Below are 15,843 nucleotides of genomic sequence, written 5' to 3' on the forward strand. Positions count from 1 at the left end.
ATACGACCATTATAGGAGATCCGGCAGGTCTGCCCATCCCCGGCATAGCCTTACAGACCTCGCGGCGGGGTATCTTGGGCGGGGAGGCAGGCTCCGGGTATCGCGGAGATAACCGTGAACGAAAGCCGCTTTTCTTCTATCCGGACGTCTTTTGGAACGGGAAGATCGGCTCCGGGTGCAGCGGGCCTTGCGGTGGATCCTTCGCGGACCTTGCCCGGCTGTCCCGGGCGTTCCTTTAAGGCGAAAGACCCCTATAATAGGCTTGAAGACAGGCTTGATCGGTTCGGCGCGCGATCGCGGGGAGAGAGGATGAGAGCGCTGCGTGATTTCTTCGCCGGCATGCGCGGCCGCCTGTTTCTGGTCATCCTCCTTGCCGGCACGGCGGCGGGAGTGCTGGTCGGCGCCGCCTCCTACCGCATCGCGCGCAATTCCCTCAAGGAGCAGGTGTACGAGAACATCGCCAACATCTCCCACGACATAGAGCTGGTGGCCGAGGAGGTATGGGTTCCTACCCTAGAGCGGCAGATGGCCATGATCGCAAACGCGGTCGAGATCCTGTACCGCTCCAACCCCACTTTCCAGGAAGCGGAAAGGGACCTGGCGGAAGCGGGTATCAAGCTGCCCGGCATCAGGAGGCTGAACGTCTTCCTGCCCAACGGCTACCTCGTCGCCAGCTCCGATCCCCAGTACCGGCCGGGAAGGGTGGAGGAACTGCAGGGCCTGGAGGCGGGGGAGACGCTGGTCATCCCCTTCCGCCTGGTCGGCGAGCCGCCGGCGCAGGAGAGGGTGATGACCGTGGCAGCGCCCATCGTCCTGGAGGGCAGGGTGGCGGCGATCCTTGCCGGGGACATAACCCCCGAGGGGGTGAGCGGCATAATGGGCTCACTTCGCGTGGGGGTGTCGGGCGAGGCCTATTTCGTGAACTCCAGCGGTCAGCTCATCACCCTTCCTCCCCTGGCGGAGGAGGAAGCGGGCCTGGAGATACTCGGGGAGGCCCTGGACACCGAGGGGGTGCGCAGGGCGGCGTCGGGGGAGAGCGGCGTGGCCGAGTACCTCAACTACGAGGGGCGAAAGGTGGTGGGGCATTACACGTGGATAGACGACCTGGGGTGGGGCCTGGTGGTGGAGGAGGACGCGGCGCAGGCCTATTCGCGCCTGGGTGAGCTGCGCGCGAGCGTCGCGCTCATCGTGATCGGGATGGCGGCCGTGGCCCTCGCGGCCTCCCTGTTCCTCTCGCGCCGGGTGACGGAACCCCTGGTGGCGCTGAAACGTGGGGCGGAGAGGCTGGCCCTGGGCGACCTGGAGCAGCGCATCGAGCCCGAGGGGGCGGAGGAGCTGAGGGCCCTGGCCGACAGCTTCAACCGCATGGCCGAGGCGGTACGCAGCTCTCACGAGTTGATGGAGCGGAAGGTGCGCGAGAGCACCGGGGAGCTGCGCGCCCTCAGCGAGGTGATCAGCTCCCTGCGGCGGACCTCCAACCCCGACGAGATCCTGCAGAAGGCCCTGCATACGCTGCTCGAATTCACCTCTTACGACCAGGGCTGGTGCTACCTGGCGGGAGAGGAGGGATGGAGGCTTCTCTACCACCGCTGCCCCTCGGGAAACGCGGATCTCCTGCCCGAGAGCATCGTCCCTGGTGAGGGCTTGATGGGGAAGATCGCCGTGCGCCGGGAGGCGGTGTTCTGGGACACGGCCGGGGAAGCCGGGGACGAGGAGCTGGTACGCCTCGCCCCCGGCGGCTCCGTGGCCGTGGTGCCCCTGTGTTCACCCACGCGCGTTCTGGGCCTGGTATGCCTGGTTAGCTTGCGGCGCTCGCCCCTGCCCGAGGAGGCGCGGGACACGGTGCGGGCCATGGCGGACGAGGTGGGGATCGCCCTGGAGAACGCCCTCCTCTACCTGGAGCTGCAGGCGTACGTGGCGGAGCTGGAGAAGGCCAACCTCGAGCTGAGGAGCCTGGATGAGATGAAGTCCAACTTCATCTCCACCGTCACCCACGAGCTCAAGCAGCCGCTGGCCCTCATAGGGGGATATGCCCAGACCATCTACCGTTACTACGAGAGCCTGACCTACGAGGAGGAGATGCAGTGCCTGCGGGTGATCATGGAGCGCACGCGCTTCCTGTCCTCGCTGGTCGAGGACCTACTGGACATCTCCCTGCTGGAGACGGGGAGGTTCGCCCTGCAGCTCGAGGAGGTGGACCTGGAGTCTCTGGCCCGCAAGGCGGTTGAGGAGAGCGTCGCCGCGGTCAGCGGCCAGCCGGCGGAGGTGAGCTTCGGGGAGGGCTTTCCCTCCGTGAGGGCCGACGCGAGGAGGATGCAGCAGGTGTTCGCCAACCTCCTCTCCAACGCGGTGAAGTTCACGGGGGGGCGGGGTCGCATCAAGGTCACGGGCGCGGCCCTCGGGGACAGGGTCCGCGTGAGGGTGGAGGACGAGGGCGAGGGCATCGACCCGGCGCACCTGAAGCGCATCTTCGACCGCTTCTTCCAGGCGGACGCCGGCACCAGCAGGCCCTACGCGGGGGTGGGGCTGGGACTCTTCATATGCCGCCAACTGGTGGAAGCCCACGGCGGGAGGATCTGGGCGGAGAACAGGCCGGAGGGCGGAGCCGCCTTCACCTTCGAGATCCCCCTGGGCTCGGCGCCGGAGGGCTGAACCGCCCTGTGGCCCGCGGGGCGACGCGCCCGGCCTTTCCCGGCCGGGCCATGGTCTCCCGCCCCCGCGAAGCTTATATTTGTTTAAAGTGTTTGAGGCTGGAAAAGAGCACCTGGCGTGGGCCCGTCCGGTCCCATGGCCGCAGTGGCGACGGAGGTGAAAGGGAATGATCGACGAGGATACGGCGCGCCGGGTTCTCGGTAAAGCCCTGTCCCTGGGAGGGGATTTCGCCGAGCTCTTCGTGGAGAGGAGGCACGGCTGCGCCCTGCGCATGGAGGAGGAGAAGGTGGAGGACAGCTCCTCCGGGAGTGAGGCCGGGGCCGGCGTGCGCGTCATGCGCGGGGAGTCGGTGGCCTACGCCTACACCAACGATATCGGCGAGGCCTCGCTGCTGGAGACGGCGGGGGTAGCGGCCGCCGCCTCGCGGGGAGGCGGCGATTCGGCGGTGAGCCTGGAAAAACCCCTCGCACGCCTGCCCGTGCTCATGGAGCACCCCGTGGAGCTGGACATAGACGAGTTCCCGCGCGCGGAGAAGATAGAGCTGCTGCGCCGGGCGGACCAGGCAGCGCGCGAGGCCGGACCCTATGTGGCCCAGGTGGTGGTGATGCTCGCAGACAGCAGGCAGGAGGTGTTCGTGGCCAATTCCCTGGGCGAGATGGCGAGCGACCTCCGGGTGCGCGTGCGTCTGGTGGTGCAGGTGGTGGCGGCCAGGGACGGCGAGATCCAGACGGGGCACGAGACGCCGGGCATGCTGGGCGGCTACGAGCTCTTCCGAACCTTCCCGCCCGAGGAGGCGGGCCGGGCCGCCGCCCTGCAGGCCCTGACCATGCTGGAGGCGCGCCCCGCTCCCTCCGGCCCCATGGCGGTGGTCATCGCCAACGGCACCGGGGGGGTGCTCTTCCACGAGGCATGCGGGCATAGCCTGGAGGCGGATGCCGTCTTCAAACAGGCATCGGTCTTCGCGGGGAAGCTGGGGGAAAGGGTGGCCTCCCCCCTGGTCAGCGCCTATGACGACGCCACCCTTGTCAACCGCTGGGGGTCCTTTTGCTACGACGACGAGGGCTCCAGGGCGGAGCGCACCCCTCTCATCGAGGAGGGGGTGCTGCGCAACTTCATCAACGACCGCAGGCGCTCCCTGCGCGACGGCCTCCCTCCCACGGGCAACGGGAGGCGCCAGTCCTACCGCTTCATACCCATCCCCCGCATGACCAACACCTATATCGAGAGGGGGACGGCGAAGCGGGAGGAGATCATCGCCGACACCCCGCTGGGGCTGTACGCCCTCAAACTGGGAGGCGGCGAGGTGAACCCGGTCACGGGGGACTTCATCTTCGCCGTCACCGAAGGGTATATGATACGCGGCGGTGAGGTGGCCGAGCCGGTCAAGGGCGCCACCCTCATCGGCAACGGGCCTCGGGTGCTCCTGGACATCGATGCCGTCGCCGACGACCTGGATTTTGACACCGGCATGTGTGGCAAGGAGGGCCAGGCGGTGCCGGTATGTACCGGCCAGCCCACCCTGCGGGTGCGGGAGATGGTGGTGGGCGGGACCACGGAGGTGATGTAGGTGGAGCGCGGGGAAGGACTGCTGGACCTGGCGCGGGAGTGGGTGGAGCGCGGACGTGCTCTGGCGGGCGCGGGGGTGGAGCTGGAGGTATTCGCGCAGGAACACCGCGGCCTCACCGTCAAGGCCTTCGGCGGAGAGGTGGAAGGCCTGCGCTATTCTCACAGCCGGGGAGTGGGGGTGCGCGCGCTGCGCGGAGGGCGCCTCGGCTATTCCTACTGCACCGGCCTGGGATGGGAGGAGGTGAAAAGGGCAGTCGAGGAGGCGGTGGCCAACTCTCTCTACGGCACCCCCGACGAGCATAACCTGCTTCCGGGCCCGGCGGCCTACACGCGGGAGGACCTGGGCATCCATCACCCCGAGGTGGAGGAGACGGACTCCGCGCGCAAGGTGGAGATGGCCCTGGAGCTGGAGAGGCTCACCTTGGCCGCCGACCGCCGCGTCGCCCAGGTGGAGACGGCGGTGTACGCGGACGGGGTGGCGGAGGTGGCGGTGGCCAGCACGGCGGGCGTAGAGGGTCGTTACCGCTCCTCGGACTGCTACTGTTACGTCTACTCCATGGCCAGGGAGGGAGACGAATACCAGACCGGCTTCTCCTTCGACGTGGGGGTGAAGCCCTCCGACCTCGACCTTTCCCGGGTGGCGGAGGAGGCGGCGGAGCGCGCGGTTTGCCTGCTGGGGTCGAGCAGCATGCCCTCGCGGCGCACCACGGTCATCCTCGACAGCTTCGTGGCGGCGGAGTTCCTGGGTATGCTGGCCGCCGCCCTCTCCGCCGAGGCGGTGCTCAAGGGGCGCTCCTTCCTCGCCGGAAAGCTGGGGGAGGCGGTGGCCGATGCCGGGGTCACGGTGATCGACGACGGCCTGCTCCCGGGCGCCCCCTCCACCGCTCCCTTCGACGACGAGGGAGTGCCCTCGCGGCGCAAGGAGCTCATCTCGGGAGGTGTGCTCAAAGGATACCTCCACAACACCTACACCGCCTCGCGCGCCGGGACCGAGAGCACCGGCAACGCCAGCCGGGGGAGCTTCCGCGACCGGCCGAGGGTGGGGGCAAGCAACCTCTTCCTCCAACCCGGCAGGGGGGGCAGGGAGGAGATCATGCGCGAGGTCGGAGAGGGGGTGCTGGTACTGCAGGTGGTGGGAGCGCACGCGGGCGCCAACCCCGTCTCGGGAGAGATATCCTTGGGAGCGGTGGGTCTGCTGGTAAAAAGAGGCAGCCCGCAGCAGCCCCTGCGCGAGATCACCTTGGCCGGGAAGGCGCTGGAGTTCCTGGCCCACACGGTGGCGGTGGGCGAGGACTTGCGCTTCCTGCCCTTCGAGGGCAGCCTGGGAGCGCCAACCGTGGCCGTCGAAGGGGTCATGGTCTCGGGCCGCGGGTGATCGCCGCCTCTCAGTAAGGGCGGATGTCCGTGCCCAGGGGGATGGTGGCGGTGCCCAGCGCCAGGCTCCAGCGCGAGAGGCGGTCCCAGGGGCGCATGGCGATGAAGGGCAGCAACCAGATGAAGTACCAGGGCATGTAGTAGCTGGTGGTTACGAGGTAGGCCAGGATCACCAGGAAGAAGCATTCCGGAAGGTCCTCCCGGGCGCCGGCGCGGCGCGGCGCGTACCACAGCGCGGCGAGGAAGAGAGGCAGGAGCAGCAGCTTGCTCGCCACGCTCCCCAGGGTATCCGCGGCGCCCGTGGGGATGCGCAAAAGGTGGTGGGACAGAGAGGAGAATGCTTGGGCGAGCAGTCCTCCCACGCTGGAAAAATTGTTCAGCTGCAGGTTGCGCAGGGTGGAGCTGAAGGTGCGGAAACCGACCCAGTAGGGCAGGAAGAAGAGCGCGCACAAGAGGAAGAAGACCGCCAGATGGAGGGCCAGCCCCCGGATTTTCTCCGCCCACCCCCGCCATCTCGTGGCCAGGTGAATGAGGAGGGCGATCACCAGCAGCACGGTGATGTACTTGACCAGCACCGAGAGGCAGATGAAGACGAACCCCGCCCAGTGCCTTCCACCGAGCAGGAAGAGCACCCCCAGCAACACCAAGGTCATCATCATCACGTCGTTGTGGCCTCCTCCCACCCCGATGGCCAGGGCGATGGGGTTCCAGGCGTAGAGCATGGTCCCGAAACGCTGCCGACGCGGCGCCAGCCTTCCCAGAATAAACCAGAGGATGACCACGTTGGCGAGGTGGAAGACGGCCATAGCCCCCTTGAAGGCGAAGATGCCGGCGGTGATACCCGTGCCCGCCACCCGGCTGAGAAGGGTGCTGAAGATGGTGTGCAGCGGGCCGTAGACGATGGCGGTGTTCTTCCAGTTCAGACTGACGTAGGCCATGAGCTGGTCGCCGCTGAAGCGCTGGGGGGTGATGACGTAGGGGTTGTCGTGATAGTGGGCGGCGATCTTGCCGTAGAAGATATTGGAAAAGACGTCTTTGCTCACCAGCGGCGGGATGAAGGTGAGGAGGAGGCAGAGGAAGACGGTGAGGGCCAGGATGGAGAAGAGGCCTTTGCCGCCGCGACGCCGGAAGATGAGCACCGCCCAGGCGTAGGTCGCCAGGAGCATGCAGAGCAGGAGCATGCCCGTCACCGCAAGCTGGAAGTGGGTGGCCCGGCTGATACCCAACAGGTCCAGCAGCTCGCGCAGGTAGTGGTTTCGCTGCACCGCTTCCTGGATGGGGGAGAGTTTCCCGATGGTGCCGTCGGGGGCCAGGGAGACCAGGGCCACGGCGGCGTAGAGGGCCACCGTCGAGAAGACCATGCCCAGGTATCCCACTTCCGAAGTGAGGGAGTCCGCCCACCTCTCCCGCAGCAGCGCACGTGTCGGCGGGGCGGGCAAGGCTCACCCCCCTTTCTCAGCGCGGCGTACGGCCCGCTCTCCTCCCAGGTCGGGCAGGGGAAGAGCTCGCACCAGGCCGTCGGGGGAGGAGGCGTAGACGCGACCGTGCGCGAGGAGGGGCGTGGAGGCGAGGCCCGCGGGGAGGACCAGCACTCCGCGCAGCTCCCCTCCCTCCACGAGGTATCCCAGGCCCCGCCGACTGAAGGCACAGACCAGGCCTTCCAGGTTAAAGACCGACCCCGGCAGGAGCTCGCGGCCGCGGAAGCTCCAGAGCTCTTTCCCCTCCTCAGCGGAGACGGCCGTGAGGGTGTCGCCCCGCGAGCAGGCGAAGAAGACGCCGTCGCCCGCCGGCGCCAACCAGACGAACCCCGGGAGCTTCAGCGACCAGGCCAGCTCCCCGTTTCCCTCGCGGAGGGCGTAGACGCGCCCGTCGATGCTGGCGAAGATCACCTCGCCGGCGGCGAGGAACGGGGAGGAGAAGACGATGTTGGAGGCCTTGAACGACCACAGCTCCCTGCCCGTCGTCCGGTCCAGGGCATAGACCTCCCGTCCGTAGCCCCCCAGGTAGATGGCCTGCGCCCCCACGGCGGGGGCAGAGGGAGTCCAGCTCTCGGAGTCGTGCACCCAGAGAAGGGAGCCGTTGCGCGCGTCAAGGGCATATACGCGGTGCTGGAGGTCGTAGACGGAGTCGTTGTCGGCGGTGACCAGGACCATGCCGTCGCTCACCACCGGACGGGCGAGTATCTCCCCCTGGGCGGCGAAATACCAAAGCAGGGCACCGCTCCTGGAGTCCAAGGCGTAGAGGACATGGTTGGAGGCTCCCACGTACAACACCCCGGACTGCGCGTTGGGAGGGGCCGACACCGGGACACCCAGGTCCAGGCTCCAGGCGGTGGCTCCCGTGGCGGCCTCCACCCCCATGACCCGGCCTCGGGCGGACGCGAGGTAGAGGCGGCCCCCCTCCTCGGCCATGAAGGTCATCCCCTCCACGGGCAGCTCCCAGGCGGGGAGGAGCCGGTAGGGCCTCAGCGCCGCCAGGCCTTCCAGGGCATCCTTGAGGACGCGGCAGGCCTTCGAGCCTAGGGCGTATTCCGGCCCCGCTTCAGGGACGCCGCGTTCCTCAGAGCCGCGCGCGCCCAGGGAGACCTGTACGAGGAAGAACGCCCCCACGAAAGCGAGGGCGAGGAAAACCGCGAGCTTGAGGACCAGCACCGGCATATGGCTGGCTCTGTCTTCCATGGCTTCCATGCCTCCCTCCGGCCGCGCGGACCGGCGGCCCCGGCTTTCCCTATCCTTCGGCCTCCGGAGAGCCCTTCCCTCCCCTCCAGGGGGCAGGCAGACCCTGCGGGCACGGCCCTCCCGCATCCCCCTCCGCCTCACCCCATATTAGAGCCGCGAGCCGTGACGCGGTTCCCGCATTCAGCAGGAACTTGCCGCGCAGCACCTCCCGCCACGGCTCCAGTTCCCGGACGCCGCCGAAGAGACGGCTACCCAGGGCTCCGGCGACCTCCTCCTGGGTCAGGATGACCCTGGTGGGGGGCGGTCCCTCATCGCATTCGGGCACGCGCGCGCGGTAGGCCAGCAGCGCCTCGGAGGAGGTACGCCCGCCTCGCCCGCGCGCGAGCAGGAAATAGGTCACCCACAGGGAGAGGAGGAAGCCGGCCACGGGGCCGGAGATGAACTTCCAGCGCACGTCGAAGGCCACGGTGACCGCGGTGGCCAGGGCCGCACTGGCGAGGAAGACGGGCGCCCAGGCGGTCAACGCCCTGCGCACGGCACGGGGATCCCAGGGGCGGTTGCGGTACAGGAAGGAGAGGATGTCCAGGGGGGTGTTGGAGAGCAGGGCGTCGCCGCCGAGGTCGCTCTCCCCGTAGGGGGCCACCGGGGCCACGGCGAGGAGGGCGCGCGGCTCCCGGGCCTCCTCCAGGCGGCGGCGCAGGCGCAGGGCGGCGTTGGCGCACCAGCCCAGCGCGAGGAAGCTCTCGCCCCTCACCTCCAGGCCCCGTTCCGTCTCGAGGCGGGACAGCATGGCCATCATCTCCTCCTCGCCCGCCCATTTCTCCGCGGTCCCTTCCCCCAGCCCGGAGCGGGGGTGGAGGGAGAGGATGCCTCCCCGCGCGGGGAGGGAGGCGCGGAGCGCCCGCAGCAGCTTTTCTCCTTCCATGCCAGGTTCAACCATTACTACCAGATTCTTCCCATTATCCCCCCAGCTCCCCGTGAGCACCGCCTTTCCCTCGGGGAACTCAAACACCTCCGTTGACAGGCCCTTCCCCTCTCGGCGGCCTCTCCTCGCGAGGCGGCGTAGCGCTTCGGCCAGGGAGGCGATAAGTGCGGTGGCCGCCGCCGCCGCGACGACGCCCAGCGCCAGGCAGACCAGGCTCATCAGCGCTTCTATGTTGCGCACGTTCCGGTGGAGCGGATCGCTGAAATACCATGCGTAGCCGAAGATGATCAGCGCCGCACCCAGGGCATGGTTGAGGTTGGCGCGCACCCGGCCTCCGTAGAGGCTGAGGCCGTGCCAACCCCTGCGCGCCGCCGCGATCTGGATGATGCCCAGGGAGACGAGGAAACAGAAGAGGAAGGTCTCCAGGATGTCCTCGTAAAACACCTCCTGCATGTTCCACCTCTTCCTCAGGGGGATTTGACCCTGTCCCCACGCCGCATCACGAAGCGAGGACGCTTGCCTCTATGCGTGCCGGCGTGTTTGCATGAGCGGCGGTCGCCGGGTCGGCCGCGCGGCGGCGCCTCCCGGGAGGCGCGGGGGGGCTGGCTGCGGCGGAACGGGAACGGCATGCCCTGCCTCATCTCCTCATGCTCGCGGCGGAGCGGAAGATGCTCTCCGCCCCGTTCACCAGGGCCACGAAGGGGCGGCTTAGAAAATCCAGGCGGTGGACTGTCCAGGCGCTGGCGGCGGCGAGGAGGATGCCCGCGAGCACGTCCCCGGGGTAGTGCACGCCGCAGAAGACGCGCGCGAAGGACATGAGCAGCGCGGGGGGCAGGAACCACCACCCGAAGCGGTGGTCCGAGAACCAGGCGGAGAAGAAGAAGGTGAAGCAAGCGGTGGCGGGGTTGCTGGGAAAAGACCAGTCCGTGGGACGGTAGAAGAGGAGGTTCACCGGATGGTCGACGAAGGGACGCGGTCGGTGAACCAGGGTGATGGCGAGCTGGAGGAGGGCCGAGGAGACGGCGATGGCCACGAACACGCGCACCACCGCGGCGAGGTTATCGCGGTCATGGCGCCGCCCGCGCCCGTGCAGGGCCATGACCAGCACCAGGAAGCCCAGGGTGAAGGGCACCAGGTGGTCGTTGCAGAAGGCCTGCATGGACGAGTCCAGCAGGCTGTTCCTTCCCGCCAGCCCGTTTATCCAGGTGAAGACGGTATAATCCAGGTCGAGGAGCCAGTGCAAGCGTACCTCCCGGCGTCACCGCCCCTCCCGCGGGGCTGGAGTCATTATACACGCTGCGGGGGCGGCGTAGACCTCCCGCGCCTCGCTGCGGGCGGCGCTCGGGGCGGGCCGGGGCTCCGGGAGGGCACGGAAGCCGCGGGCTTGAGAACACGTGCCGCGCGGACGCCGGCAGCCCTGCGGTAGGTCTCAGCCCCGCGGGCTCCGGCGGGAGGAAAACGGCGCCGGCTTGAGAAGAAGTATAGGCGGGACGGAAAGTGATGACGGCAGGGCGGGAGGCGGTGAGCAGGGACAGGCGTTTCGGAAGATGGCTGGGCGCGGCGATGCTGGGGACCGCCTTGGCGGCCGCGGCGGTATGTGCCGTGCTGCTCATCGATCCCTGGGGCTGGTTCAACGCCTCGCCGGAGGCGGCGGTCGAGGCCGGGTCCTTTCCCGGGGTCGAGGCTCCACCCCTGCTTCCGCCCGCCGAGCCCGTCTCCCCCTCCCCCTTCAACGTCCTCATCCTGGGCCTGGACCACGGCGCAGGACGGCCGCAGCAGGGCAACGAGCGCAGCGACGTGATGATGGTGGCGCACGTGGACGAGTCCAAGGGCAGGGCGTGCCTCCTCTCCATCCCCCGCGACAGCTACGTCCCCGTGCCGGGGCACGGCACCAGGAAGATAAACGAGGCCTATCCCCTTGGCGGCCCCGAACTGGCGGTGGAGACGGTTGAGCTGCTCACGGGCTTGGAGATCCGCAACTACGTGGTCATGGACTTCGACGAGTTCGCCTGGCTTGTGGACCTCTTCGGGGGGGTCCGCGTCACCCTGGAGAAGCCGATAATGGACCCCAAGCTGGGCATCATACCCGCCGGGAGCCAGCTGCTGGACGGCGAGCACGCCCTGATCATGGCCAGGTCAAGGGATTATCCGGAGGGGGATCTGGAGCGCGCGCGCCAGCAGCAACGGCTGATAACCCAGGCCCTTTACAAGGGCAAGGATCTTGCCGGCAGCCCGGGGGCGGCGTGGTTCCTCTCCGTGGCCCTGGAGCGCCTGGAGACCGACCTCACCCGCGACGAGGTCATACGCCTGGCACGGGAGTTCGCGGCCTTCCCCGTGGTGGACGTGCAGGGAGGCCTGCTGCCCGGCCGCAACGGCGCCGCGGGGGGCGCGAGCGTGTACTTCGTGGACCGGGAGGCCACGCGCGAGCTGGTCTACTCCCTGGAGAGCGCGTGCTCCATCCCGCCGCAGTACCGCTGAGGTGCGAGATGAGGATAAAGCTTGACCTCCACGTGCACACCGTTTATTCCTTCGACGGCACCATCGACCCGGATGGCTTGCGGGCGGCGTGCCGCGAGCGGGGGCTGGCGGGGGCGGCGGTGACCGACCACGATTCGCTGCGTGGGGGCCTGGAGTTCGCCGCCGCGCTGCCCGACCTGCTGATCATCCCGGGGTCGGAGATCCGGAGCGCGGAGGGGGAGATAATCGGCCTCTTCCTGCGCGAGGACGTCCCGTCCGGGCTCTCCGCCGAGGAGACCATGCACAGGATACACCGTCAGGGAGGGGTGGTGGTCATCCCCCATCCCTTCGACCTGGTGAAGCTGAAGCGGATGACCGCCCGCCGCCTCCTGGAGATGCGGGGCGAGATAGACGCCCTTGAGGGCATGAACGGCAAGCCGCGCTGGTGGCTCGCCAACTCCGCCGCACGCCGCTTCGCCGCGGAGCACTGCTTCCCGGTCACGGGAGGGAGCGACGCCCATATAGCCGCCCATGTGGGCGCGGTGTACACCGAGATGGAGGAATTTACCACTCCGGAGGGTTTCCTGGCCTCCCTGCGGGAGGCCGAGCCCGGAGGCGGGCGATACAGCCCGTGGTCCTCGCAGCTGGAGCGCTGGCGAGCCAGGACGCGGCGGAGATTGCCCTGAGGGGTGCGGGAGGCGTAACCGTCCGAGCACGCGCAGGATCTTGTCCCCGGGAGGCTGACCGGTTTGCCGTCCCCTTTTCTTTTCTGTCAACGTTGCATGCGCACGGGGGCGGCCCCGGTGAAGGGCGATTCATCCCGGGCAGAACGCCTACCGCGTGGCGGCACTCCGCCCGGCGCCGCGCCGCTAGTCGAAGAATCCCTCCGGGGGCTCGAGGTCCGGGGGCATCCCGGGCTCTCCGGGCTCCAGGGGGGGCAACGGCTCCAGGCGGTCCTCCAGCCTGGGTATCTTTACGCCGCCCGGGGGCGATTCGGTGGGCAGGTCCAGGGGAGGTATCTCCAGGGGGGGAACGGGCTTGACGGGCTCTGGGCGGAAAGCCGGTCCTTCCTGGGCGAAGGGCTGTGCCGGTGCCGCCGCCTGCGGTGCGGCCTGGACCCCGGGCTCGGGGCGCTCCTCGAAGAACGGGGCCGGCTCGGGCATGGAGGGAGGGACCGCCTCCGCCGGTGCCCCCGCCTGCGGTGCGGCCTTGACCCCGGGCTCGGGGCGCTCCTCGAAGAACGGGGCCGGCTCGGGCATGGAGGGAGGGACCGCCTCCGCCGGTGCCGCCTTGGCCGCTTTCCGGGCCGCCTTCTCCTCCTCGCGCCTGCGCTTGGCCTCCTCCTTCTGCAGGCGCGCCAGCTCCTTCTTGCTCAGGGGGGCCTCCGCCAGGGGAGCCGCCTCCTCCGCCGGTGCCGCCTTGGCCGCTTTCCGGGCCGCCTTCTCCTCCTCGCGCCTGCGCTTGGCCTCCTCCTTCTGCAGGCGCGCCAGCTCCTTCTTGCTCAGGGGGGCCTCCGCCAGGGGAGCCGCCTCCTCCGCCGGTGCCGCCTTGGCCGCTTTCCGGGCCGCCTTCTCCTCCTCGCGCCTGCGCTTGGCCTCCTCCTTCTGCAGGCGCGCCAGCTCCTTCTTGCTCAGGGGGGCTTCCACCGGTGCCGCGGGGATGAAGGCCTCCGGTGGCGCCTCGCCCGGAGGGGCCGGCGGTACAGGAGGCGGGGCGAATTCCGGATGAGGAGCGGGGGCTGCCGCGGGGGACGGCCGGGCTTCCGTAGCCGCGGTCGTGACCCCCTCGCCGGGACCGAAGGTTGCCGCCTCCTCTTTCTCCCACAGCGACTCCGCCGCCCCCATTTCGAAGGCCGGCCTCGCCACCGGTGCCGGCGGCGGCTCCTCCTTTCCCCGTCTCTTCTTTCTCAGGGACACCCTGGCCTCCGCTTTCTGCCGCTCCTTGGCCAGGCGCAGGGAGGCGCTTCCCAACCCTGCGGAGAGCTCCTCCACCTTGCTACGGTAGCAGTTCAGGCAAAGGTGTATCTGGTTGGTCTCCGACGCGCAGAGCGGGCAGATGGGCGTCTCACATTGTACGCAGGTGGTGATGGCATTGTTACCCGCGTGGAACGGACACTCCATTATGGCCACCTCCCAGCCATCTGTTCAAGGTCGCTTCCAATATTACTTCTAGGACAGGACCGCAATCCCTTCGGCGCCGCTTCCCCTCTGCTTCCAGTATATATCCATCCCGCCGGCGCACGCACACGGGCGGCGGCACCGATCCCGTCGCGCCTCCCGTAGGAGGCCAGTAAGGTTATCGGCAGCTGGAGAGGCCTTTTTAAGGCGGCTTCGCCGGCCCGCACGCGGCTGATATAATCGCAGGCATGGGAGGGGAACCGCCCCGCCAGTGGAAGGAGCCCGCTGCGATGGTCCTGAGCGCGGAAGGGAAAAAGGTCTTCGGGCGTTTCTGTCTCATCGCCCTGGGGATACCCGCCGTGCTCTTCGCCTTCTGCGCCGTGCTGCACCTCACGCCCTGGGCGGTGGAGAGGACGGGTGCGGCCGCGGCGACCCTCAACCTGGCGGCGGGATGCCTGGCGGCGGGAGGGCTGTCGGCCTGGGCTTTCTTCTCCCTTTACCTGTACGGGCGCTTATGGAAACTATTTCCTTATATCGGCGAGAGGGAGAAGGGGTGGTCCTACGCGGAGGGCGTCTTCGGGCTCACCGGGGTGGGGACCAGCATGTCCTCCGTGCTGGGGCTGTTCTACTATCTCTTCAGCGGTGATCTCGGGCGCGCCGCCATCCTTTTCGTGCTTTCATACGCCCTGGCGGGACTGGAGGCGGCGAGGTTCCCGACCCGCATCGCCGATGTCGAGGATGCGATAGCGGGGAAATAAAGGCCGTCGCGGGCGTCTGGCCTCGTCCTCACAGCGATGGGGGTTGATGACGGTGGGAGTCCTGCGCCGTTTCGAGAAACGTCTGGAGAAAGCGTTCGAGGGCCCCTTCACGCGGGCCTTCAAGGGCGGGGTGCACCCCCTGGAGATAGCCCGACGCCTGGCGCGGGAGATGGATGACGGCAGGGCGATCGGGGTCAGCGAGACCCTTGCTCCCAACCGCTTCCAGGTGAGCCTGAGCCCGGCGGACCACGAACGCCTGGCGGGAGCCCTGGAGGAGGTGAGGGGGGAGTTGGAGACCCTTCTCATCTCCTATGCCAACGAGCGCGCCTACCATCTCGTCACCCGCCCGCGCGTGGACCTCGTCGCCGACGCCTCGCTGCGCGAGGGGGAGTTCACCGTATCCTCCCGGCTGGAGGAAGGGAGGGGGGAGCGGCGGGCCGCGAGCCCCGCGGCTTACCGGCCCCCGGAATACGAAGAAGGACGGCTGGGGGTCCTCACGGTGCTGAGCGGGGAGCAGGCCGGACTGCGCTTTTTCCTGAAGGCGGAAAAGATACGCGTGGGGCGGGCGGAGGGCAACGACCTCCGGCTGCCCGATCCGCGCGCTTCCCGTTTCCACGCCGAGATAGAGCGCATCCCGGAAGGATACGTCGTGCGGGACCTGGGGAGCACCAACGGTACCCTGGTGGGAGGGCGCCGCGTGGCGGAGAGGCTGCTGGAGGAAGGGGACGTGTTGACGGTGGGAGGGACGGAGATGCGCTTCGACCTCGTCGCCGACGGATAGGGAGGATGACGGGAGAGAACCGCGCCACGCCGCCTCGCCGCCGGTGGGGCGCTTGCCGGGCGCGAGGTGAAGGGAAGGAGCGGGCGTGCCGGAGATCGTCTATGTGACCTTGAGATACGTCTTCCTGGGGCTGCTCTATGCCTTCCTCGCCCTGGTGGCCAGGCTGATCTACCGCGAGCTCAAGCCGGCACCGGCGAAGGACGCGGTGCGGGCGGCCGCAAGGCCCAGGAAGACGGGGCGCCGGGCCAGACTGGTGCTGGTGGGAGAAACGCCTTTCCGCAGGCAGGGCAACTGGGAGGTGCGGGAGGAGACGGTCATCGGGCGCGCGCCTGAATGCGCCGTCTGCGTGGAGGACGAGTTCGCGTCCAACCAGCACGCCCGGGTCTATCGTACCGGGGAGGGGTATTTCGTCGAGGACCTCGGCAGCACCAATGGAACCTACGTCAACGGACGGCGCATCAACTATCCCATCGGGTTGCGGTACGGCGACCGTATAAGGGTGGGGCGCACGGTGCTCGAGTTCAGGAGGTAGGAG

General features: G+C 68.6%; 13 protein-coding genes. 8 read left to right on the forward strand and 5 right to left on the reverse strand.

The genetic code is table 11. From position 1 onward, the window contains the following. Nucleotides 1–309: 309 nt before the first annotated feature. The 3 genes from H5T74_06070 (at nt 310) to H5T74_06080 (ending at nt 5,593) form a co-directional block, all read left to right on the forward strand. Entirely contained in the window at nt 310–2,652 is a 2,343-nt protein-coding gene (locus H5T74_06070) for a GAF domain-containing protein (protein MBC7229941.1), read from the forward strand. A gap of 166 nt (nt 2,653–2,818) precedes the next feature. Then, nucleotides 2,819–4,219, forward strand: coding sequence for a TldD/PmbA family protein (locus H5T74_06075; GenBank protein MBC7229942.1), 1,401 nt, complete (start codon nt 2,819–2,821; stop codon nt 4,217–4,219). Then, on the forward strand, nt 4,220–5,593 hold the full coding sequence (locus H5T74_06080) for a TldD/PmbA family protein (protein MBC7229943.1): 1,374 nt from the start codon (nt 4,220–4,222) through the stop codon (nt 5,591–5,593). 10 nt (nt 5,594–5,603) lie between these two features. Here the strand turns inward: H5T74_06080 and H5T74_06085 are convergent, their stop codons facing one another. From H5T74_06085 to H5T74_06100, 4 genes are all read right to left on the reverse strand, one after another. Next, complete coding sequence (locus H5T74_06085; protein ID MBC7229944.1) at nt 5,604–7,031, reverse strand: DUF2029 domain-containing protein; 1,428 nt, start codon at nt 7,029–7,031, stop codon at nt 5,604–5,606. 3 nt (nt 7,032–7,034) lie between these two features. Further along, nucleotides 7,035–8,270, reverse strand: coding sequence for a PQQ-binding-like beta-propeller repeat protein (locus tag H5T74_06090; GenBank protein ID MBC7229945.1), 1,236 nt, complete (start codon nt 8,268–8,270; stop codon nt 7,035–7,037). Between the two features lie 49 nt (nt 8,271–8,319). Continuing rightward, nucleotides 8,320–9,648 carry a hypothetical protein gene (locus H5T74_06095; protein MBC7229946.1) on the reverse strand — a complete coding sequence of 443 codons (1,329 nt, stop codon included), beginning with the start codon at nt 9,646–9,648 and terminating at the stop codon, nt 8,320–8,322. 184 nt (nt 9,649–9,832) lie between these two features. Further along, nucleotides 9,833–10,438 carry a phosphatase PAP2 family protein gene (locus H5T74_06100; GenBank protein ID MBC7229947.1) on the reverse strand — a complete coding sequence of 202 codons (606 nt, stop codon included), beginning with the start codon at nt 10,436–10,438 and terminating at the stop codon, nt 9,833–9,835. A 257-nt stretch (nt 10,439–10,695) separates the two neighbouring features. Here H5T74_06100 and H5T74_06105 point away from each other — a divergent pair, with 257 nt between their 5' ends. Next, nucleotides 10,696–11,673 carry an LCP family protein gene (locus tag H5T74_06105; GenBank protein MBC7229948.1) on the forward strand — a complete coding sequence of 326 codons (978 nt, stop codon included), beginning with the start codon at nt 10,696–10,698 and terminating at the stop codon, nt 11,671–11,673. Between the two features lie 8 nt (nt 11,674–11,681). Further along, the gene (locus H5T74_06110; protein MBC7229949.1) at nt 11,682–12,338 is read left to right on the forward strand and encodes a PHP domain-containing protein; all 657 of its coding nucleotides are present in this window, start codon (nt 11,682–11,684) and stop codon (nt 12,336–12,338) included. A gap of 183 nt (nt 12,339–12,521) precedes the next feature. On the opposite strand, the gene H5T74_06115 is transcribed toward H5T74_06110, so the two are convergent. Then, nucleotides 12,522–13,772: a B-box zinc finger protein gene (locus H5T74_06115; protein MBC7229950.1), complete on the reverse strand. Its 1,251-nt coding sequence runs from the start codon at nt 13,770–13,772 to the stop codon at nt 12,522–12,524. Between the two features lie 287 nt (nt 13,773–14,059). On the opposite strand from H5T74_06115, the gene H5T74_06120 reads away from it, so the two are divergent. The 3 genes from H5T74_06120 (at nt 14,060) to H5T74_06130 (ending at nt 15,840) form a co-directional block, all read left to right on the forward strand. Further along, nucleotides 14,060–14,527 (forward strand): hypothetical protein, encoded by a 468-nt coding sequence (locus H5T74_06120; protein ID MBC7229951.1) that lies wholly within the window; start codon nt 14,060–14,062, stop codon nt 14,525–14,527. 46 nt (nt 14,528–14,573) lie between these two features. Next, nucleotides 14,574–15,308 (forward strand): DUF3662 and FHA domain-containing protein, encoded by a 735-nt coding sequence (locus H5T74_06125; GenBank protein ID MBC7229952.1) that lies wholly within the window; start codon nt 14,574–14,576, stop codon nt 15,306–15,308. A gap of 85 nt (nt 15,309–15,393) precedes the next feature. Further along, nucleotides 15,394–15,840, forward strand: a complete 447-nt coding sequence (locus H5T74_06130) for an FHA domain-containing protein (GenBank protein ID MBC7229953.1) — start codon at nt 15,394–15,396, stop codon at nt 15,838–15,840. Nucleotides 15,841–15,843: the final 3 nt, after the last annotated feature.

The organism is Actinomycetota bacterium, assembly GCA_014360645.1.
Classification (GTDB): Bacteria; Actinomycetota; Geothermincolia; order Geothermincolales; family RBG-13-55-18; genus Solincola_B.